The following is a 19791-nucleotide window of genomic DNA, read 5'->3' as shown; positions in this document are numbered from 1 at the left end:
TCGCCGTTGTCGTGATGTGCCTGATGATGGTTGGGCAGGTGGCGTTCATCAGCGTCGTCACCGCGGGCCATCAGGAGATGACGGCGGTCGACCGCGTGCCCGCCCAGCCCGACGCCGGGCAGTGGGCGGACGCGCCCACCCGGAACGTGACGCTCAGCGAGCAGCAGATGGCGCTCCCCCACGGCGGCGGCACGGTCGACGAGATGACCGTCCAGTCGGTGACGAACGACACGCACGTCGCTTTCCGGCTGGAGTGGGAGGACCCGACCCGCGACACGAACATCAGCGAACCGGGGGCGTACAGCGACGCCGCCGCCATCATGCTCCGGGGCGGGAGCAAACCCCCGATCACGATGGGTGCCAGCGGCGACCCCGTCGACATCTGGTACTGGCGGGCGAGCTGGCAGTTCGCCGAGTCCGACCCCGGCGGCGACATGTACACCTACCCGCACCCCGACAACCGGACCAAGCCGGGTCGGGCGGCCGGCAACCCGCTCTCGAAGTCCAGCTACGACCGGTTCGCACAGAACTACTACGCGCGGGGGTACGGTTCGCTCTCCCACGCGCCCAGCCAGACCGTCGCGGCCAACGCCGAGCGCACGGTGGACGGCTGGTCGGTCGTGTTCGTCCGCGAGCGCGGCGCTGAGGGGCAGTTCGACGCGGCGTTCGACGAGGCCGACCAGATGTATCTCGCCTTCGCGGTGTGGAACGGCAGCGCCGACGAGGTGAACGGCCAGAAGTCGATCACGCTCCGCTACACCGTCCTCGACACGGAGAACGGCGAGTTGAGCGCCGCACAGGCCGGCGGTGGCGGCTCCGGCGACGGCGGCGACGGTGGCGGTGCAGCCGGCGCGGCGGGCGACGCGGGCGACTCGGCGATGTGGCTCGCCCGCTCGGCGACGAACTGGGTCACGGCGCTCGTTCTCGCGACGGCGGCGGCGTGGCTCGTCAGCTACTGGAGGCTCAGACGATGACCGAGTACGCCAACCGCAGCGCCCGGGGACGGGCGCGCACGGACGACGAGGCACAGCTTCGCGAGCAACTGCTGTCGGCGCTGGAGCGCGAGCGTCGCGACGCCGCGCTCGGGCTGGTCGACATCGCCGACGGCGGCTCCCTGCAGCCGTCGACGGTCGCGCGGCTGGCGGGCCGGGCGACCGACGACGACGCCGCGGACGTGCGCCAGTTCGCCGTCGAGGCGCTCGGTCTCGCGGCGCAGGGGGCCGACGGCGAGGGCGCGGCCGAGACGGCGATCCGGACGGCGCTCGACGACGACGAGGACTGGGTTCGCGCGGAGGCCGTCGTCGCGGCGTCCCGCGCCGCGCCCGACGACGAGGCGACGCTCCGCGAAGCCCTGAACGACGAGAGCGGCTACGTCCGGCGGAACGCCGTGGTCGCGCTGTCGAAGACCGGCGCGGCCTCACAGGAGCTGCTCACCGAGCGGATCAAGTCCGACCGCCACCCCGCCGTCCGCGAGTACGCCGCGGACTTCCTCCGGGAGTACGCCGCGGACACGGCGGAGGCGGTCCGGATCCTCGCGGCGGTGCTGGCCCGGGAGCCGGAGGCGTTCGTCCGCGCGAAGGCGGCGGCGAGCCTCGGCGACCTCGGCACCGACCGCGCCGAGGAGGCGCTGGAGCGGCACGGCCTGAACGACCGGAGCGACGACGTGCGGCGGTCGGCGAAGCGCGCGCTCGCCACCGCCCGCGGCGTCGACCCGAAGCAGATCGACGCCGGACTCGACGACCCCGGCGCGCCCGGCGGCGGCCCCGGGTCGCGGACGGGCGACGGGCCGGACGGTCCCGGTGGCGGTCCGGGCGGGCCGGGCATGGCCGGCGTCACGGACGGACTGACCCAGGGACAGCGTGAGAACCGATGACCGACGCATACGACCTCGACACGACAGGCGGGGCGCACCGCGCGGACGATCAGGTGCAGGACGACACTCCGGACGACGGCCACAGCGGTCGTGTGACGGACGGCGACGCGGCCGGCGGACTGGAGGAGTCCCTCGGCGTCACCATCCCGGACGAGCACGTCGGCGCGTTCGTCGCGCAGGCGTTCGAGGACGCCGAGCGCGACACGACGTGGGGCGAGGCCGTCGACGCCGTCGTCGCCGACGAGGCCCGCGACGCCTGGGCGTCGCTGTCGCCTCGCGAGCAGGTGGTCGAACTGCTGAAGCTGGCCGACCGCTTCGACGAACGCGCCGTCGACGAACTCGACTCGATCCCGCTGGACCGTGGCAGTCCGACCGAGGACATGCGCGAGCGGTTCGAGGAGGCGAAGCGACTCCGACGCAACGCCGACACCCTCCGCGACGGGATCGCCGCGGCCTACGACGAGGGGTACGTCGGCGACGGGGCGCTCGTCGACGCCGTCGAGTCCTTCGACTTCGACACGGCGACTATCGCCGAGCGTGAGGACTCGCTCGACGCCGTCGCCAACGCCTACGACCTGGACTTCCGGCCGTACGGCGGGACGCTGATGACCGACGACGAACCGGAGGAGGACGCCGAGGAGTTCGAGGCCTGGTAACATGACCGGAACCGACACCGACGCCGACCGGAGGGACGACGCCTCCGAACGCCTCCGCGAGGCCGTCGCCGCCGTCGAGGACCCCGACCTCGGGACGAGCGCTGTCGAGTCCGGGCTCGTGACCGACGTGACGGTCGCCGACGGCGTGGCGACGATCACGGTCGACCTCGCGGGGTTCGACCCGGAGACGGCCGAGGAGGTCACGGAGGCGCTCCGGCGCGAAGCGCTGTCGACCCCCGGCGTCGAGCGCGCGCAGGTCGAGGGTGACACGCCCGACGGGGTGGACGACGGCGTCGACCGACCCGACGGCGTCGACACCGTGATCGCCGTCGCCAGCGCGAAGGGCGGCGTCGGGAAGACGACCGTGTCGACCCAGCTGGCCCGCGCCCTGGCGGCCGACGACGACCGCGACGTGGGGCTGTTCGACGCCGACCTGTACGGCCCGAACGTGCCCGAACTGCTCGACCTCGAGGGGCCGGTGACCGCCGACGACGACGGGAACGCCCGGCCCATCGAGACGGACGGGCTGGTCGCGATGAGCGTCGGCCTGATCGCCAACGACGCGCCGCTGGCGTGGCGCGGCGCGATGGCACACGACGCCGTCACCGAACTGTTCGAGGACACCGCGTGGGGCGACCTCGACACGCTCGTCGTCGACCTGCCCCCGGGAACCGGCGACATCGTGCTCACGGCGCTCCAGGGCCTCCCGGTCGACGGCGCTGTGCTGGTCAGCACGCCGTACCCGACGAGCGTGGCCGACACCGGCCGGAGCGCGACGCTGTTTGAGGAGAACGCCGTCCCGGTGCTCGGGACCGTCGTCAACATGGACGGCTTCACCTGCGACTGCGGCCGGGAGCACGACCTGTTCCCCGACGCCGACCTCGAGTCCGAACTCGACGCGCCCGTCCTCGCGGACCTGCCGTTCGACGAGCGCGTCCGCGCGGTCGACGGTCCCGTCCCCGAGGCGTTCGGGGCGCTCGCGGGGCGCGTGACCGCCCGGCTCGACGACGTACACGACGTGGACGTGCCCGACCACGCGCTCGACGTCCGCGGCCTCCCGCCGCAGGTCCGCCACGAGCAGGCCGTCGAGGAGTTCAGGGCGCTGGAGCCGGGCGAGACGTTCTACCTCGTCAACGACCACGACCCGTCGCCGCTGGCCGCGATGCTCGCCGAGGTGGTCGGCGACGCTGAGTCGCCCGACGAGGCGTTCGAGCGCTACGACGTGCGCCGGCAGGCCCCCGACGAGTGGGTGCTGGCGGTGTCCCGACCCGCCGTGCCCGTGTAGACATATCTACTCTACACCGAAAATATATCCTCCTGGCGGTGCAAGGACGCTCCATGAGCGAGGAACCGCGCGGCCCCGTCCCCGCGGACGGAGGCGACGCCCGGTCGCGCTGGCGGGCGGACAGAACCACGTTCCAGCGCGTCTACGACGTGGTGACGGGGACGACGGAGCCGGCGACCGCCGACGAGATAGGCGACCGCGCCGACTGCTCCGCCGACGGCGCTCGTTCGGCGCTCGAACAGCTCGTCGAGATGGGGGTCGCGGAGAAGCGCGACGGCCGCCCGGCGACGTACCGACGGAACGACGCGTACTTCCGGTGGAAACGGGTCGAGCGGCTGGCCGAAGAGCACACGGCGGCCGAGCTCCGCGAACGGGTCGACGCGCTCGTCGAGGAGGACGAGGCGCTCCAGAAGCGGTTCGGTGTACCTGACCCCGACGCCGTCTCCCCGGGAGCGTTCGACGGCGGCGACCGGTCCGCGGTTCACGACCGCTGGGAGGCGCTGACGCAGTGGCGGAGCGTCCGCCGCGACCTGCGGGTCCTCCAGCGGGCGGCCCATCGCGCCGCGGGCCGGGACGAGCGCGGGACGCGCGACGGCGCGTCGGTCTGACCGATGACCGACGGTTCGGGCGACCCAACGCCGACGGGGCCGCTCGACGTTCCGACGCTGGAGACCGTCGCCGGACGCGCCGGCAGCCATCCGCTTGTCGAGCGCTGGGTGTTCGACCCATCCGGCGCGTCGCCGCGGCTTCTCCGGATCGAACTCGACGGGAACGCGTATCCGCCCAGCGTCGAGGCCGCACGGCTGGACGTCCGCTGGTTCGTCACCGACGACTACTCCGTCCACTACGTCGAGTCGCAGGACGGCGGTCGATACGAGTGTCGCTGGGACCGTCATCCGAAGGCGTCCGCGCCGCGGACCCACTTCCACCCGCCGCCGGACGCCGGGGAGGCGACGCCGTCGCCGCTCGACCCGCATCATCTCGACGTGTGCTTCACTGTTCTCGACTGGGTCGCGGAGCGGGTCGAGGAGCTACACGACGGACCCTGACCGGGACGTAGCTTCCCCCCCCTCCTGGCGAACATATTCGGGGAGACGCCGAGGGAACGCGGCGACGTAGCCACGCCCATGAGCGTCGTTCCGGGGGAGGTAGAGACGGACGCACAGCCGCCCATGGCGGTGCCGCTCCGCCACTTCGTCGTCGCGCTCGGCTTCCTCGTCGCCGGCGGCGCGGTCGGGGTGGCGGTCGACGCGCCGCTGGCCGGCCTCGCACAGACCCACCTGCTGCTGGCGGGGTGGGTCTGTGTCACGATCATGGGCGCGATGACGCAGTTCGTCCCGGTGTGGTCCGGCACCGAACTCCACTCGCGGCGGCTCGCGACGGCACAGCTATGGCTCGTGACCGCGGGACTGACCGGCTTCGCCGCCGCGCTGCTGACGGAGCGATACGACCTGCTGCCCTACGCCGGCGGCCTGCTGCTGGCCGGCTTCTGGACGTTCGCGTACAACATCGGCCGGACGCTGGCGACGGCCCGGCCGCTCGACGTGACCGAGCGCCACTTCGCGCTGGCGCTCGCGTACTTCCTCGCACTCACCGTCCTCGGCGTGTCGCTCGCGGTCGGGTTCACGAACCCCCTCTTTCTCGACCTCCCGGTGACGCGAATCGACGTCGTGGCGGCCCACGCCACGCTCGCGGTTTTCGGCGCGGTGTTGACGACCGTGTTCGGCGCGCTCTACCAGCTCGCGACGATGTTCACGCAGACGGAACTGGGCGGCGTCGACCGCTACCTCCGCGGCGTCGAGGAAATCGGCTACCCGGTCGGCGTCGTCGCGCTCGCCGGTGGCCGCCTGCTCCGGGATCCCCTGATCGCCCGCGCCGGTGGCGTGCTCGTCGTCGCCAGCGTCCTCGCCGTCGCTGCCATCCTCGCCCGGCGGCTGCTTGAGACGGCGGTCGAGTGGACGCCGATGCTGTCGCGCTACGCCGTCGCCAGCGCGGCGATGGCGGGGTGGGTCGCGCTGACCCTCCCGGCGTGGCTGGCCGACCCGCTCGCCGTCGATGCGCGCTTCGGCGCGCCCGGCACCGTCCATCTGCTCGCGCTCGGCGTCGTCGGCTTCGTCGTGCTCGGGACGCTGTACCACGTCGTCCCCTTCATCGTCTGGGTCCACCGGTACAGCGACCTGCTGGGCTACGAGCCGGTGCCGATGATCGACGACCTGTACGACGACCGCCTCGCGGCGGCCGACTTCGCCGCGCTCGTCGGCGGTGCGACGCTGATCGTCGCGGGACAACTCCCCGTCGTGGCCGGCGCGCTCCCGGTCCAGCCGGGGTTCCTGTGGGCCGTCGGCGGGACGTTGTGGCTCGCCGGGAGCGTCGCCTTCGCCGCCAACCTGCTGCTCGTCCTGCGGCGACACGGCCGGCAGTCCCTCCCGGCGGTGCTTTTCGGGTCGCTCGGCGGCGGAGCCGACACGGCCGAGGACGCCGGCGACGACGTCGGCGTTCCCCCAAGCGACGACCCGGAGCCCGCGGACCGGTAGCCGAACACGTTCGCCCCAATCCCCACACCCGACGGCCGCGTACCGTCGACCGATGGCCGAACTGACACGCGTCGACGACCTGACGGAATCGCCACACGCCGAAGTGTTCTCGGAGCAGCAGCCCCGGACCGTCCGACTGGCCCTCGACGCCGGGGAGTCGGTGCCGGGCCATCACCACCCGGACCACGACATCGTGCTGTACGGGATCGCGGGCGAGATCGAACTGACGCTCGACGACGAGACGTACGCGGTGTCGTCCGGCGACGCCGTCCAGTTCAGCGGCGAGCGGGAGATCTCGCCGGCGGCGGTCGAGGACGCCGAGGCGCTGGTCGTGTTCGCGCCGGCCGAGTAGCCGGGTACGGAACCACCCTTCTCCACGGACCCCCGCGTCACCCTCGCTCGTGGAACAGCCCGAGGACGACCCACGCGTACATCAGCGCGCCGAACAGCCCAGCCGTCCGGCCGGCGACGACAGCAGCGGGCCAGCGCGTCCACAGTCCCGCCACCTCGACCAGCAGCCCGCCGGCGATCCCGGCCGCGGCGGCCCGCGCGACGCGCTCGCCGACGCCGGGGAGCCGGCCGACGGCCGGCGGGTAGAAGTGGTACGTGACGCCGACGACCGTCAGCCCGAGGAAGCCGAGCAGGTTCAGCCGCAGGTGCGCCGGCACGAGGGCGGCGTCGCCGAAGCCGAACGCGAAGCCAGCGCCGAGCGTCACGCCGACGACGCCGAATCCCGGCCCGGCGACGACCGCGCCGACCCCGACCCGGCGTCGGTCGGCCGTCGCCGCGAGCACGATGACGGCCGCCGCGAACCCGACGACTGCGACGCCGAGCAGTGCCGCGCCGGCCCGCAGCGTGCCCGCGCCGCCGACGCCGGCGGCGACCAGCGCCGGCCCGAGCGCGCCGGCAGGGAGGACGACTGCGACCAGCGGCCGCGGCGGCGACGCGCCGAGCAGCCGGGGGAGGAGGCGGAAGCCGACGGCGAACAGCACCAGCGCCGCGCCGCCAGCGGCGAGCAGGTGTGACGCGGTCGCCGCGAGGCCGAGCGCGGGCAGGGCCGCGGGGACGGGAACGACCCCGGCAGCGGCGGCGGTCCCGTACGCTCCGGCGGCGAGGTAGAGGACGGCGACCGGGAGCGCGGCGTTCGCCGCGCGGTCGACGCCCCGTCGGTGGGCGTTCGCCTCGCCCGTGCCGGTCTCGGCTCCGATGGGGTTGTCCCGGACCGTGACGGCGAGGACGCCGACGAAGACCGCCACGCCGAGACTCCAGCAGGTCGCGCCGACCGCGCCCACGACGCCGGGAACGCCCGCTAGCGGCGCGATCGCGAGGCCGGCGACGCCGGCGACCGAGAGCGGGAGGTGGACCGCCGGCGCGCGCGGCGCGGCGAGCCGCCGGTCGAAGTACGACGGCAGGAGGGCGTACGCCTTCCCGAACACGACGTGGAGGACGAACCCGAGCGCGCCGAGCGCGACGCTCGTCCGGCGCGGAACGCCCGCGAGCACCGCGGCCTGCCAGACGACGAGCCCGCAGACCCCGACGGCGACGAACCGGCGCGACCCCCGTGACGCCGTCGAAGCGTGTCCCGACGTGCTCATGTGTACCCTTCCGACCGCCGTCGCGGTAGCCGTTGATGCGAACACGTTCGGCAGTGTCTGTTTCGCGTCCCCGGTCCAACGCCGCCGTATGCGTTCCGACGCCCCCGCGGCGAACGGCCCGCGTCCAGCACTCCCTGCCGCAACTGCTCTCGCGGGTGCGAGAGCCGCGGGCGCGACACGTCGCCCGAGCGCGATGCCACCTGCAGGCGTACCGGGAGACGGTCGAGGCGGTCTGAGACGGTTGGTCGGGGATCGGTTCGACGGGACCGCGGCCGCTTAAAAAAACAGCCCCCGTACCTGTTCGCCCGGTTTCCCAGGAGCTGAAACGCGTTCTCGTGGGCTGAGAACCGTAGAACCGCTTGTTAATGTCCCGGCCACTACGTTCACCTGCAAGGAGGCACCCACCAATGTTCGACACTTCCCGGCGGCGCGTGCTCCAGGCGATGGGTATCGGCGGCGCGACGGCCGTGGCCGGCTGTGCGAACGCGCCCACCGCCCAGGACCGCACGGAACAGCGCGAACGGATGGAGCAGGCGGCGACGCCGGAGGTCGACCGGGTCGCCGCTGACCCGACGGACATTCCGGGGCCGATCGACCGCGACGAGCCCGCCGAGGTCGACGTGGAGCTCGTCCCCCGCGAGGTGACCGCGGAGATCGAAGGCGGCGTCACCTTCGACTACATGACCTACAACGGGCAGGTCCCCGGGCCGTTCATCCGGGTGCGGCGGGGTGACACGGTCAACGTCACGTTCCGGAACCCCGAGGAGAACACGATGCCGCACAACGTGGACTTCCACGCGTGTGCCGGCCCCGGCGGCGGCGCTGAGGCGACGATGACCGCGCCCGGCGAGACGGCGCACCTGCGGTTCAAGGCGACGTACCCCGGCGCGTACATCTACCACTGCGCCGTCCCGAACATGGACATGCACATCAGCGCGGGCATGTTCGGGATCATCCTGGTCGAACCGGAGGGCGGCATGCCCGAGGTCGACGAGGAGGTGTACCTCGGCCAGCACGAGATCTACACCGACAAGGAGGCCGGCACCGAGGGCCACCACAAGTTCGACATGGCGTCGATGGCCGACGAGGAGCCGACCTACGTGGTGATGAACGGCGAGGCGTACGCGACGACCCCCGACAGGTACGGGGCGGCCGCGACGGTCGAGACGGGCCAGACCGTCCGGACGTACTTCGTCACCGGCGGCCCGAACATGACCAGCAGCTACCACCCCATCGGCAACGTCTGGGAGAGGCTCTACCCCGAGGGGTCGCTGACGACCGACCCGCAGACCCACATCCAGACGAAGCCGGTCGCGCCGGGCAGCACCGCCATCGCGACGATGGACTTCCCGGTGCCCGGGAACTACAAACTGGTCGACCACGCGCTCAGCCGTGTCGTGCGGCGCGGCTGCATGAGCGTCGTCACTGCCGAGGGCGAGGAGAACCCCGAGGTGTTCGACCCGGAGCCGCAGTGACGGGCGCCCGGTAACCGACGGCCCGTCCCCGGCGACCGCCGATCCGATCTGTCATCCCCACTCCGAACTCGTTTTCGCTGTCCCGACTCGACGGCGGTGCGACCGCTCAGAACGGTGAGGTCGGGCCGCGGCCGCCGCCCGCCGAACCCGTTCCGGTGTCGGTGCCGTCGCCGCCGGAGTCGTCCGAGACCCGCGTCACGGAGTCGGTCTCGACGAACGTCTCCTCCAGCTTTCGCATGTCCTCGTTTATCTCCTCGCTGTTGTGGTGCATCCCGTCGACGCGCACCCGAACGAGGTCGTAGTCGTGGCGGTCGGCGAGGCCGTTCCACGCCCGGAACGACCCGCGGGCGAGCGTGTCGCTCTGCGGGCAGAACTCCGTCGTCGGCGTGAACTCGGCGCGGAGAACCGTGTCGCCGTCGGCGGCGGGTCCCGCGGCGTCGGCCGCCTCCTCGGCGTACCGGTACCCCGCCGACGGGTGACGGCTGTCGAGGTTCAGCCGTGCGAGGTTGTAGCCGAACGTCATGTCGTACACGCCCCGTTCCTCGAACAGTTCCCGCGTGATGTCGTGGAACGCAAGGTGGTCGTCGCCCGCGAGCACGTCGTGGCCGTCGAGGAACGCGCCGGGTTCGGGCAGATGGTCGGGGACGAACTCGTCGTACTCGTCGAACGTGTCGCCGCCGTCGTCGCCGTCGTCCGAGAACGGCGAGGGGATTCCGGGCATATCGGCGCTACGGTCCCGCCCCACCTCGCCGTGTTCCCGAACGTGTTCGGCGTAGCTGGCAGTGATGGGTGTGAGCCCGGCCCTCGCATCCGGGTTCCACACGGTTCTCCAGCGTTCGGGTCGGTTCCGGGCGCTTCCGTCGCGGTTCGTCGGCCGTGGGCGAGGACCGGACGACGGGGCTGGTCTTTACACTCGTATCGCTGTAATCGGGCGTCGCCGGCACGTCGGCTTCGGGCCGGGGACGGTTCGCCGTGGAGTCGTTCCGGCGGGGCTACCGTCAGTTGCCTCCGTTTCGCTGGTAGTAAGCCGAGGTTTCCCGAAGTAATCGGTACCTACCGTTTTCGGCTCCGTCCCGCTGTCACGCCTCGAACACCCATTCGGACTGATTTCGGACTGTTTCGTCCCGAACGTATCGGCGCTCACGACTACTCGGCTCGGTGCCAGATCGATCGACGACAAGGTTTATTACTCGGGTCCGGTGTAGTCGGCTTGAGTTGGACACGACCCAGCCATGACTAGCGACACTAACAGCACTATGATGCCGACGTCTGCTACCGGACAGCAACCCGACCTTCGACGGACGACCGTCTCCCGGACGGCGACCGCGAACGAACAACTGAGCACGACGATCGTACTGGCGGTCGCGGAGGCGCTCGACGCGGACCCGGTGGACCTGTCGCCGGCGCTGTTCGACGTCGTCGACCCCGACGCGCTCGACTCCCTTTTCGCCTCAGCTTCCGACCCCTCGGACGTGGCGGTTCAGTTCTCCGAGTGGGGCTGTTCGATAACCGTCTTCGACGGCGGTCGAGTGCACGTCACTCCGGACGAGTGAGACCACATTCGTAGCCGTGGACCGATCCGCGCCGACGCCGGGTCGGCGAGCGCCGGAGCTGGCGGTAGAGTCCCGACTGCGAAAGCTGGCGGCCGACGGAGCGAGCGGACCGTGCCTGACGCGTCTGGCCGAAGCGACGGACCGACCGCACACCGTCTCTTCGAGGGAGTAGCCGACACCTGCGACCGGTTTGTTGCTCTTACTTCGGTGAACCACCGCGGCCCTTTTTATCTACAGCGGCGAAATCGGGAGCTAATGACGGGACGACTGTCAGGAGACGACTGGAAACGCATTCGACAGTTCGCCGAGACGCCCACCTACGACCGGGAGCCGGAGATGCTGATACCGGGGAACGACGATGACGAGGAGTCGGAGTGATCTCCCGCCCGCCTCGGACGCTCTGCGACGACGACATCGGGGCTAACTCCTAGAAACATCAACTTTACTGCGGGTAGTTGATCTCACCGTTTTCGGTGGTCGCCCGCACCGGTACCGGCGACCACCGGGAGTTCGGAACTGGGGTCGCTCCGCTCGGGAGCAGCGCCGTTCCGTTCGACGCAGCGGTTGCTCACTCGGGCCGGAACCCCGCAGTGACCGCGACGGCCGGGCCTACTCCTCCAGCATGTTCTCGGCCTGTATCTGGCCCCAGATCTGTTCGCCGCGGTCGGTGATCCCGTACACCCGGCCTTTCTTCCGGTCCTCGGAGACGAGCAGTTCGACGAGGTCGCGGTCGCGGAGCCTGCGGAGGCTCCTGGAGATATGCGCTATCGAGAGCTCCGAGTCGGTCGCGATCTGTGACGGGGTCGCCGGTCCCTCGGCCAGTCGCTTCAGGACGGCGACCCGGTACCGCGAGCTGATGACGAACCCGATCTCGTCCCACACCTCGGTCATATCCACCGTACGACGTTGACGACCTTAACTCGTGTTTATAGTCGTGTTTGAATTACCCGATTCCGTTCAGTTTCGCGCGGGAGCGTTGTCGGGTACGGCCACGCAACTACCAGACCGTTGTGTCCCAGTTACCACTCGCTCCGCCGTGCGCACCGGGGTACCGGCCGTCGCCCGGCGTCGAGCACGGCCGGGACCGGCGGTCAGCGGAACTTCCGGTAGAGGTGCGCCATCGTGTTCATCACCGGCGTCCCCTGCTCGACGCTGTAGTACGGTTCGAGGTTCGGCCCGAACTTCGCCTTGTACCGGTTGATCCGCGGCGAGTCCGCGCCCACCAGGTCGTACGCCGACCGGCCGCGCGCCATCGCGTCGCGCATGACCCGCCAGTCGAGCAGGTCGTTCGGGGCCACGTCGACCTCGGCGTCCGGCCGGACGCCGCCCTGCCACCGGTAGACGCGGTCACCGTCGTCGACGACGAGGATCCCGCCGACGAACTCGCCGTCGACGCGGAGGGCGTACGGTCGGATGCTCCCGGCCGGCAGGCGGTCGAACAGGTCGGCGACGAACGCGGTCGGCAGGTGAAAGGACACGTCCTGTGCCTCGTACCGACTCCGGACCTGCTCGACGATGCGCTCTATCGCGGGGCGACCGCCCTCCTCGACGGTGTAGTCGGCGTCCTCGCCGTCCCGGATGTTGCTGCGGGCGTCGCTGCTGAACCGGCTCTTGACAGTCTCCTCGTCGGCGGTCAGGTCGACGAGGTACGTGTACTCCGGCGTCACGTCGTGGTCGTTCCAGCCGAACGGGCGCAGGTCCTCGAACCGGCCGTCGGTGCGGAAATGCGCGTACTTCGGCCCGATCTCCTCCTCGACCCGGTCGAGACAGCCCTCGACGAACCGCTTCACGCGGCGGTCGCGCTTGCGCCGCTTCAACTTGTCCACGTTCAGGGTCGCCGGCCCGAGATAGGGGACCCGGATGTCGGGCGGCGGCGAGAACGCCGTCGACACCGGCCCCTTCCGGATCTCGAAGACGGGGAACAGGCCGACCGCCTCCTGTCCCTTGAACCCCGCGAAGGGGTACAGCGTCGCCTCGGCGTACTCCGCCTGCACGGCGAGCGCGCCGTAGCGGTGAAACGGGGTCGTCCCGTCGGATCGTTCGACGTAGCGGTTCCACTCCTCCTCGTCGTCGACGGTGCGGATGTCGATGCTCATTCCATGTACCCCAGGTTCGCGAGGCGTTCCTTGACTGCGTCGTCCGCGGTGGTTGCCGTCCGCCTGCCGTAGTCCGGGTAGCTCCGGTCCCCGACGGGGTCGACGGCCGGGAGGACCGACCCGTCCATCCGGTCGGCTGCCGGGACGCCCATCGTCGCCAGCACCGTCGGCGCGACGTCGAACAGGTGGGCGTCCGAAAGCGACGCCGACTCGTCGACGCCGTCGCCCGCGATGGCGACGACCCCGTCGCGCTTGTGGTTCCACGGCTCCGACGGCTCGCCGAACTGCGACCCGGCCAGCCGGGCCGACAGGAAGTGGTCGAACGCCGCCGGCACGGTGACCACGTCGACCGCGCTGTCGACGTGGGGCCCCTCGTAGTACGCCTCGCGGCGCGCCACGTCCTCGAACACCGGTTCGCCGTCGGGCGTCCGGACGGCCGACAGCCGCTCGATCAGGTCGTCGCGGACGGCCTCGTACTCGTCGGGCGGGACGACGCCGGACGGCTCACGGCCCTGCAAGTTGATCCGGACGCCGCACTCGATACGCGAGCGGACGTACGCCCGCGAGGCCGGGAAGTCGACCTGCTCCGTGCCGGCGCTGGCGACCGCCGACGGAACGCGCTCGGCGACCGCGTCGGCGAGTCCGACCGCGTCGAGCGCGCGCTCGATCCGCTGGCTGGTGAGGCCGACCTTCGCCAGCCCCGCCATCGCGGCGGCCGCCACGCCGTCGGCCGCGGTGGATTCGCGTTCCACTTCCGCCTCCCCCGCCTTCAACTGTCCGTCCCGGACGGTTGCCCACGTCGGCATCCCGTCGCCGCCCCTGACTGCGCGCACGTCGCCCGACTTCCGGAGGAACTCGTTGACGCGGAACTCGTGACCCCGGTACCGGCCCATCCCGTGGTCGCTGGCGAGGACGACCGTGTCGGGGTCACACTCCCGCCGGATCGCGCCGACCTGTTCGTCGACCGCCTCGTACACCGCCCGGACCGCCTCGCGGTCGCCCGGGCGCTCGTGGAACACGGTGTCGGTGACCTGGAACTGGACGAAGCCGAAGTCGGGGTCGAGCCGGTCGACGAGATACCGGAACGCCTCGCCGCGGGACCGCGCGGTCCGCGCGTACGCCCGCCGCTGTGCCGCGTCGCCGTCGACCGTCTCCGGATAGACGCGGTACTCCCCGACCGCGTCGCGGAGTTCCCTGAGCAGTCCCGGCGGGTGGCAGTCGGGGTCCTCCGGCGCGACGTACCCCGGCACCAGCGCGCCGTCGAACTCGTCGGGCGGGTGCGTGACGGGGACGTTCACGACGACGCTCGACCGACCGGTCCGGTCGAGGTGGCTCCACAGCGGCCGCTCGTCGACGTGGGTCGCGTTGACCACGTCCCAGTCGTAGCCGTCGAACGCGAGGAAGTCGAACACGCCGTGTTTTCCGGGGTTCGTCCCGGTGTACAGCGACGGCCACGCGCTCGGCGTCCACGGCGGGACCTGCGATTCGAGCGGCCCGCTCGCGCCCTCGAGCAGCTCAGCGATGTTCGGTACGGCACCGGCGTCCACGAGCGGGTCGAGGACGCCGCGGCACGCGGCGTCGATCCCGACCAGCACCGTCGACGGTCCGGTCCGCTCCCGGCTCTCCATACCCGGGATGTCCCCCGATGTTCCCTTTGTTATGTCGCGTATAGGTCGCGCCGAGCCGGCGGTTAAGCCGCCGATACCGGCACCGAACCGCCGACCCAGTCGATCGCGGCCGACGGCACGGTGACCGTACGGAGGCGGCGGTCGTCCCGGCCGGCCTACCGGTTGACGTTCACGAGGTCGGCGTCGATGTCCGGTTCGCGGAACCGATTGTAGAGGTAGTGTGCGACCGCCGAGAGCCCGAACGCGACGATGATCGCCACGAACGCGACGTTCTCCGGCACCGCGGCGAAGACGGACACGTCGAACGCGACGAGCGTGTACAGCAGCGCGCCGACGACGGCGACCGCCAGGTAGTACATCTGCCACGGGACCTCGGACTCGTCCGTGCCGAGGTAGCTTCCCAGCTCGTCCGCGCGTGCGGCGAGCGCGACCATGCCGCTGTCCTGGTCGTACTCGATGATCCCCGCCTCGTCGAGTTTCGGGACGTGCGTCTGGTACAGCGAGACGTACACTCGCTTTCGCTGCTGGCTCGTGAGCTCCTCGACGCGCATGTCGTTTTCCCAGGCGGCCACCTCGTCGGCCAGTTGCCGGAGTTCGACCGGCTCGCCCTCCTGCCGCAGGTAGTACAGCACGAACCTGCGTCTGGGGCTGCTGAGAAGGTCGAACACGATGTCCTGCGATAGTTCGCTGGTGTCGGATTGAGACATTAATTGGACGCGGTCTGTCGTCGCTGATCTTGCCACATGCCCGTTCGGACGACTCCTAGAGCGTGGTATCCGGGTATCACCACTTTGTTACATACCGGTTACAGTCACGGTAACAATGCTATACGCCAGTGTACCCCGGCAGTCGACCGAACGGCCGGAAGGGCGTCGCTCGCGCCGCGCACCGCCACGGGCGGCGTGAAGGGCGCTCATACCTGTTGGAAAGGCGCTCAATAACAAAGGTGACCGCCTGATAAGCAGGGAGTAGCCTTTCATGCCGCTTGCACAGGGTGTCCGGGGGCGTACTGCCCGGCATACGTCATCAACCAGCAACGGACCGTCCGAACAGCGCCCGCCACCGGCGGGTCGGGAACCGTCGCCGGAGGTGATCCCGTGGCGTCGGTCGTGACCGGCGACGGCACGCGGATCGACGACGGCGCGACCGTCGGCTACGACTACTGCGACGACCCCGGGCCGACGGTGCTCGGCGACGACTCGGTCGTCCGTCACGGGTCGATCGTGTACGGCGACGTGGAGGCCGGCGACGAGTTCGTCACCGGCCACGGCGTCCTCGTGCGCGAGGACTCGACGTTCGGCGACGACGTGGTCGTCGGCACCGACACCGTCGTCGACGGCCGGGTCACGGTCGGGTCACACGTCAGCGTCCAGACGGGCGTGTACGTGCCCCCGGAGACGACGGTCGGGGACAACGTGTTCCTCGGGCCGCGGGCCGTCCTCACGAACGACGCTTACCCGGTTCGGGGGACGACGGAGCTGGAGGGGCCGACGATCGAGGACGGCGTCTCCGTCGGGGCGAACGCGACGATCCTGCCCGGCGTCACCGTCGGCGAGGGGTCGTTCGTCGCCGCCGGCGCGGTCGTCGACCGGAACGTCCCGCCCGACACGCTGGCGATGGGCGTCCCGGTGGAGTTCGGGCCGCTACCCGAGCCGTTGCAGGAGGGGAACGCGATAGCATGAGTTCGATCCCCATCGCAGCCCCCGACATCGGCGAGGAGGAGAAGCGGCGCGTCGCCGACGTGCTGGACGACGGCTACGTCGCGGACGGCCCCCTCGTCCGGCAGTTCGAGTCCGAGTTCGCCCAGTACTGCGGCGCGGACCGGGCGGTCGCCACCTCGAACGGGACGACCGCGCTCCACGCGGCGTTCGAGGCGCTCGGGATCGGCGAGGGCGACCGCGTCGTCACGACGCCGTTTTCCTTCATCGCGAGCGCGAACGCCGTTCGCTTCGCCGGCGCGGAGCCGGTGTTCGCCGACGTCGACCCCCGGACGTACAACCTCGACCCCGACGCAGTCGAGCGGATCGCCCGCGAAGGCGACGTCGACGCGGTCCTCGCGGTCCACCTGTACGGCCTCCCCGCTGAGATGGACCGCCTCCGCGGGATCGCCGACGAGCACGACCTCGCGCTGGTCGAGGACGCCGCGCAGGCACACGGGGCTGAGTACCGCGGCGACCCCGTCGGCTCGCTCGCGGACGCCGCCTGCTTCTCGTTCTACCCGACCAAGAACATGACCACGGGGGAGGGCGGCATGATCACGACCGACCGAGAGGACGTGGCCGAGCGCGCCGCCCGCTTCGTCAACCACGGCCGAACCGACACGTACGAGCACGCCGAGGTGGGCCACAACTTCCGGATGACCAGCATCGCCGCGGCCATCGGCCGGGCACAGCTGACGAAGTTGCCGGACAACGTCGAGGCGCGGCGAGCCAACGCGGCGACGCTGACCGACGCGGTCCGCGAGGTGGAGGGGGTGACCGCACCCGTCGAACCCGACGGCCGGACGCACGCGTTCCACCAGTACACGGTTCGGACGGCCGACCGCGACGCGCTGCGGAGCCACCTCGACGACCGCGGCGTCGACACCGCGGTGTACTACCCCCGACCGATCCACGACCAGCCGGCGTACGCGGACGCCGACGCGGACGCCCCGAACGCCGAGCGCGCCGCCGAGACAGTGCTGTCGCTGCCCGTCCACCAGGGGCTGGACGGGAGCGACCTGCGCCGGATCACCGACAGCCTCCACACCTACGACAATGTCTGAGATCAGAGCCGGAGTCATCGGCGTCGGCAGTATGGGACGCCACCACGCCCGGGTGTATCGCGAGCTACCGAACGTCGAACTGTTCGCCGTCGCCGACCAGGACACGGAGCGTGCCGAGGCGGTCGCCGAGGACTACGACGCCCGCGTCCTCTCGACTGAGGGCGTGCTGACCGCCGTCGACGCCGTCTCGGTGACCGTCCCCACGGAGTACCACTACGCGGTCGCGAAGGACGCGATGGACCGCGGCACCCACGTCCTCGTCGAGAAACCGTTCGTCGAGGACCCCGAAGCGGGTCGGGACCTCATCGAGACCGCCCGGGCGGCCGGCCTGACGCTGCAGGTCGGCCACGTCGAGCGGTTCAATCCGGCGGTCCGGACGCTGCAGGACATCGTCCCGGACCTCGACGTGCTCGCCGTCGACGCGCGTCGCCTCGGGCCGCCGGTCGACCGCGAGATCGGCGACAGCGCCGTCCTCGACCTCATGATCCACGACATCGACGTGGTGCTGTCGCTGGTCGACGACGACCTCTCGACCGTCGAGGCGTTCCGGTCGCCCGACGACCCCTACGTGACCGCCTCGCTCCAGTTCGACGGCGGCGTCGTCGGCACGCTGACGGCCAGCCGCGTCACGCAGGAGCGGGTCCGACAGCTCTCGATCACCGCCCGGGAGTGTCAGGTGAACGTCGACTACATGAAACAGACCGTCGGCATCCACCGCCACTCGCTCCCCGAGTACGTCGAACGCGACGGCGACGTGCGCTACCGCAACGAGACGGTCATCGAGCGCCCGACCGTCGACAACGGCGAGCCGCTGAAGAAGGAGCTGGCGGCGTTCGCCGAGTCGGTCGAGACGGGCGGGGAGCCGGTCGTCACCGGCGAGGACGGGCTCCGGGCGCTGTCTATCGCCAACCGCATCGACGGGACCGCCGCTGACCGGGTCGAGCGGCAACAGGAGGTGCGTCAGGCGTGAAGCTCAGGGAGGACGGGGCGGCGAAGCTGTACGGCGTCGGCTCGTCGCTCGCGGAGCGCCGCGACGCCTTTGTCGACGGCGACGTGCCGGTCGCGGTGTACGGGCTGGGCAAGATGGGCCTGCCGCTGGCGGTCGTGTACGCGGGCGTCACGAGCAACGTGGTCGGCGTCGACGTGGACGAGGAGGTCGTCGCGCGGATCAACGACGGCGACTGCCACGTCGAGGGCGAACCCCGGCTGCCCGAACTCACCTCCGCGGCGGTCAACGCCGGGGCGTTCCGCGCCTCGGCCGACCCTCCGGCGGCCGCGAGCGAGGCCAGCGTCCACGTCGTCATCGTGCCGACGACGCTCCGCGAGGACCAGCATCCGGACCTCTCGAACCTCCGGACCGCCGTGCGCGACATCGCCAGCGGGCTGGAGGCGGGCGACGCCGTGTTCGTCGAATCGACCGTGCCGCCGGGCACCTGCGAGGACGTGGTCGAACCGGTGCTGGTCGAGGAGAGCGGCCTCGCGGCCGACCAGTTCGGGCTGGCGTTCTGCCCGGAGCGGACCTCCAGCGGCCGCGCGCTGAAGGACATCCGCGGCGCGTACCCGAAGGTGGTCGGCGGGACCGACGCCGAGAGCACCGCGGTCGCCGAAACCGTCTACGGCGAACTCACGGTCAACGACGTGGTGCCGGTGAGCGACGCGACGACCGCCGAGTGCGTGAAGGTGTTCGAGGGGGTCTACCGCGACGTCAACATCGCGCTGGCCAACGAGCTGGCGACGTTCACGGACGAACTGGGGATCGACGTCAACGAGGCCATCGAGGTGGCGAACACGCAGCCGTTCTGCGAGATCCACGACCCCGGCGTCGGCGTCGGCGGCCACTGCATCCCCTACTACCCGTACTTCCTGATCCGGGAGCTGGCGAGCGACGCGCCGCTGCTCCGGACGGCCCGCGAGGTCAACGACGGGATGCCGACCTTCGCCGTCCGCAAGCTCGTCGAGGGGCTGCAGCGCGTCGGCACGCACGTCGAGGACGCGGCGGTGCTGGTCCTCGGCGTCACCTACCGCCCGGGCGTCAAGGAGACGCGGAAGACGCCCGCCAGGCCGATCGCCGAGAAGCTGAACCAGTTCGGCGCGACGGTCGTCGCGGCCGACCCGATGATCGAGGACTTCTCGGAGTTCGACGCCTACGGCGCGTCGGTCGACTCGCTCACCGAACTCGACCTCGACGCCGCCGTCCTGGTCACCGACCACGAGGAGTTCGAGGGGATCGACTGGACGGCGTTCGACGACGACCTCGTCGTGGTCGACGGCCGCGACGCGCTCGACCTTGAGGACACCGACCACCACGTCTACACCGTCGGGAGCGGATAAC

At 71.1% G+C, this 19791-nt stretch carries 21 protein-coding genes; 15 read left to right on the top strand and 6 right to left on the bottom strand.

Annotated elements, in window-relative coordinates:
• Positions 1–14 precede the first annotated feature (14 nt).
• The 8 genes from D8896_RS17620 (at position 15) to D8896_RS17585 (ending at position 6700) form a co-directional block, all read left to right on the top strand.
• On the top strand, positions 15–974 hold the full coding sequence (locus tag D8896_RS17620; RefSeq protein ID WP_121823419.1) for an ethylbenzene dehydrogenase-related protein: 960 nt from the start codon (positions 15–17) through the stop codon (positions 972–974).
• Positions 971–1873: a HEAT repeat domain-containing protein gene (locus D8896_RS17615; protein WP_121823418.1), complete on the top strand. Its 903-nt coding sequence runs from the start codon at positions 971–973 to the stop codon at positions 1871–1873. Before D8896_RS17620 ends, D8896_RS17615 begins: the two co-directional genes overlap by 4 nt.
• Positions 1870–2529 carry a hypothetical protein gene (locus tag D8896_RS17610; RefSeq protein ID WP_121823417.1) on the top strand — a complete coding sequence of 220 codons (660 nt, stop codon included), beginning with the start codon at positions 1870–1872 and terminating at the stop codon, positions 2527–2529. The genes D8896_RS17615 and D8896_RS17610 overlap by 4 nt, the downstream gene beginning before the upstream one ends.
• Position 2530: 1 nt before the next feature.
• Positions 2531–3814 carry a P-loop NTPase gene (locus D8896_RS17605; protein ID WP_121823416.1) on the top strand — a complete coding sequence of 428 codons (1284 nt, stop codon included), beginning with the start codon at positions 2531–2533 and terminating at the stop codon, positions 3812–3814.
• Between the two features lie 53 nt (positions 3815–3867).
• Positions 3868–4422, top strand: a complete 555-nt coding sequence (locus tag D8896_RS17600) for a DUF7342 family protein (RefSeq protein WP_121823415.1) — start codon at positions 3868–3870, stop codon at positions 4420–4422.
• A 3-nt stretch (positions 4423–4425) separates the two neighbouring features.
• Positions 4426–4863 (top strand): hypothetical protein, encoded by a 438-nt coding sequence (locus D8896_RS17595; protein ID WP_121823414.1) that lies wholly within the window; start codon positions 4426–4428, stop codon positions 4861–4863.
• Positions 4864–4941: 78 nt separating this feature from the next.
• Positions 4942–6348: a hypothetical protein gene (locus tag D8896_RS17590; protein WP_121823413.1), complete on the top strand. Its 1407-nt coding sequence runs from the start codon at positions 4942–4944 to the stop codon at positions 6346–6348.
• A gap of 52 nt (positions 6349–6400) precedes the next feature.
• Positions 6401–6700 carry a cupin domain-containing protein gene (locus tag D8896_RS17585; RefSeq protein WP_121823412.1) on the top strand — a complete coding sequence of 100 codons (300 nt, stop codon included), beginning with the start codon at positions 6401–6403 and terminating at the stop codon, positions 6698–6700.
• A 37-nt stretch (positions 6701–6737) separates the two neighbouring features.
• Here the strand turns inward: D8896_RS17585 and D8896_RS17580 are convergent, their stop codons facing one another.
• On the bottom strand, positions 6738–7943 hold the full coding sequence (locus D8896_RS17580) for a hypothetical protein (RefSeq protein ID WP_121823411.1): 1206 nt from the start codon (positions 7941–7943) through the stop codon (positions 6738–6740).
• 407 nt (positions 7944–8350) lie between these two features.
• Between D8896_RS17580 and nirK the strand changes: the two genes are divergently transcribed.
• Positions 8351–9418: a copper-containing nitrite reductase gene (gene nirK, locus D8896_RS17575; protein WP_121823410.1), complete on the top strand. Its 1068-nt coding sequence runs from the start codon at positions 8351–8353 to the stop codon at positions 9416–9418.
• Between the two features lie 106 nt (positions 9419–9524).
• Here the strand turns inward: nirK and D8896_RS17570 are convergent, their stop codons facing one another.
• The gene (locus tag D8896_RS17570) at positions 9525–10139 is read right to left on the bottom strand and encodes a hypothetical protein (protein WP_121823409.1); all 615 of its coding nucleotides are present in this window, start codon (positions 10137–10139) and stop codon (positions 9525–9527) included.
• 511 nt (positions 10140–10650) lie between these two features.
• Between D8896_RS17570 and D8896_RS17565 the strand changes: the two genes are divergently transcribed.
• Entirely contained in the window at positions 10651–10971 is a 321-nt protein-coding gene (locus D8896_RS17565) for a HalOD1 output domain-containing protein (protein ID WP_240452082.1), read from the top strand.
• A gap of 255 nt (positions 10972–11226) precedes the next feature.
• Positions 11227–11349 carry a hypothetical protein gene (locus D8896_RS20055; protein WP_259372660.1) on the top strand — a complete coding sequence of 41 codons (123 nt, stop codon included), beginning with the start codon at positions 11227–11229 and terminating at the stop codon, positions 11347–11349.
• Positions 11350–11580: 231 nt separating this feature from the next.
• On the opposite strand, the gene D8896_RS17560 is transcribed toward D8896_RS20055, so the two are convergent.
• The 4 genes from D8896_RS17560 to D8896_RS17545 form a co-directional block, all read right to left on the bottom strand.
• Positions 11581–11862: an ArsR family transcriptional regulator gene (locus D8896_RS17560; RefSeq protein ID WP_121823407.1), complete on the bottom strand. Its 282-nt coding sequence runs from the start codon at positions 11860–11862 to the stop codon at positions 11581–11583.
• Positions 11863–12062: 200 nt separating this feature from the next.
• A complete protein-coding gene (locus tag D8896_RS17555; RefSeq protein WP_121823406.1) occupies positions 12063–13067 on the bottom strand; it encodes a lipid II:glycine glycyltransferase FemX in 1005 nt (334 codons plus the stop codon).
• On the bottom strand, positions 13064–14695 hold the full coding sequence (locus tag D8896_RS17550; RefSeq protein ID WP_121823405.1) for an alkaline phosphatase family protein: 1632 nt from the start codon (positions 14693–14695) through the stop codon (positions 13064–13066). Before D8896_RS17550 ends, D8896_RS17555 begins: the two co-directional genes overlap by 4 nt.
• A 155-nt stretch (positions 14696–14850) precedes the next feature.
• The gene (locus D8896_RS17545) at positions 14851–15402 is read right to left on the bottom strand and encodes a DUF7344 domain-containing protein (protein ID WP_121823404.1); all 552 of its coding nucleotides are present in this window, start codon (positions 15400–15402) and stop codon (positions 14851–14853) included.
• Positions 15403–15792: 390 nt separating this feature from the next.
• Here D8896_RS17545 and D8896_RS17540 point away from each other — a divergent pair, with 390 nt between their 5' ends.
• From D8896_RS17540 to D8896_RS17525, 4 genes are read left to right on the top strand one after another with little or no spacing between them, the layout of a single operon-like run.
• Positions 15793–16377 carry an acyltransferase gene (locus D8896_RS17540; protein ID WP_121823403.1) on the top strand — a complete coding sequence of 195 codons (585 nt, stop codon included), beginning with the start codon at positions 15793–15795 and terminating at the stop codon, positions 16375–16377.
• Entirely contained in the window at positions 16374–17459 is a 1086-nt protein-coding gene (locus D8896_RS17535; RefSeq protein ID WP_121823402.1) for a DegT/DnrJ/EryC1/StrS family aminotransferase, read from the top strand. Before D8896_RS17540 ends, D8896_RS17535 begins: the two co-directional genes overlap by 4 nt.
• Positions 17452–18429, top strand: coding sequence for a Gfo/Idh/MocA family protein (locus tag D8896_RS17530; RefSeq protein WP_121823401.1), 978 nt, complete (start codon positions 17452–17454; stop codon positions 18427–18429). The genes D8896_RS17535 and D8896_RS17530 overlap by 8 nt, the downstream gene beginning before the upstream one ends.
• Positions 18426–19790, top strand: coding sequence for a nucleotide sugar dehydrogenase (locus tag D8896_RS17525; RefSeq protein WP_240452080.1), 1365 nt, complete (start codon positions 18426–18428; stop codon positions 19788–19790). Before D8896_RS17530 ends, D8896_RS17525 begins: the two co-directional genes overlap by 4 nt.
• The last annotated feature ends 1 nt before the right edge of the window (position 19791 follow it).

The sequence above is a fragment of the Halostella salina genome, assembly GCF_003675855.1.
In the GTDB taxonomy this organism is placed as follows: Archaea; Halobacteriota; Halobacteria; order Halobacteriales; family Natronoarchaeaceae; genus Halostella; species Halostella salina.
Note: the sequence above shows the minus strand (reverse complement) of the source record. Positions and strands in the feature narration are given on the sequence as shown.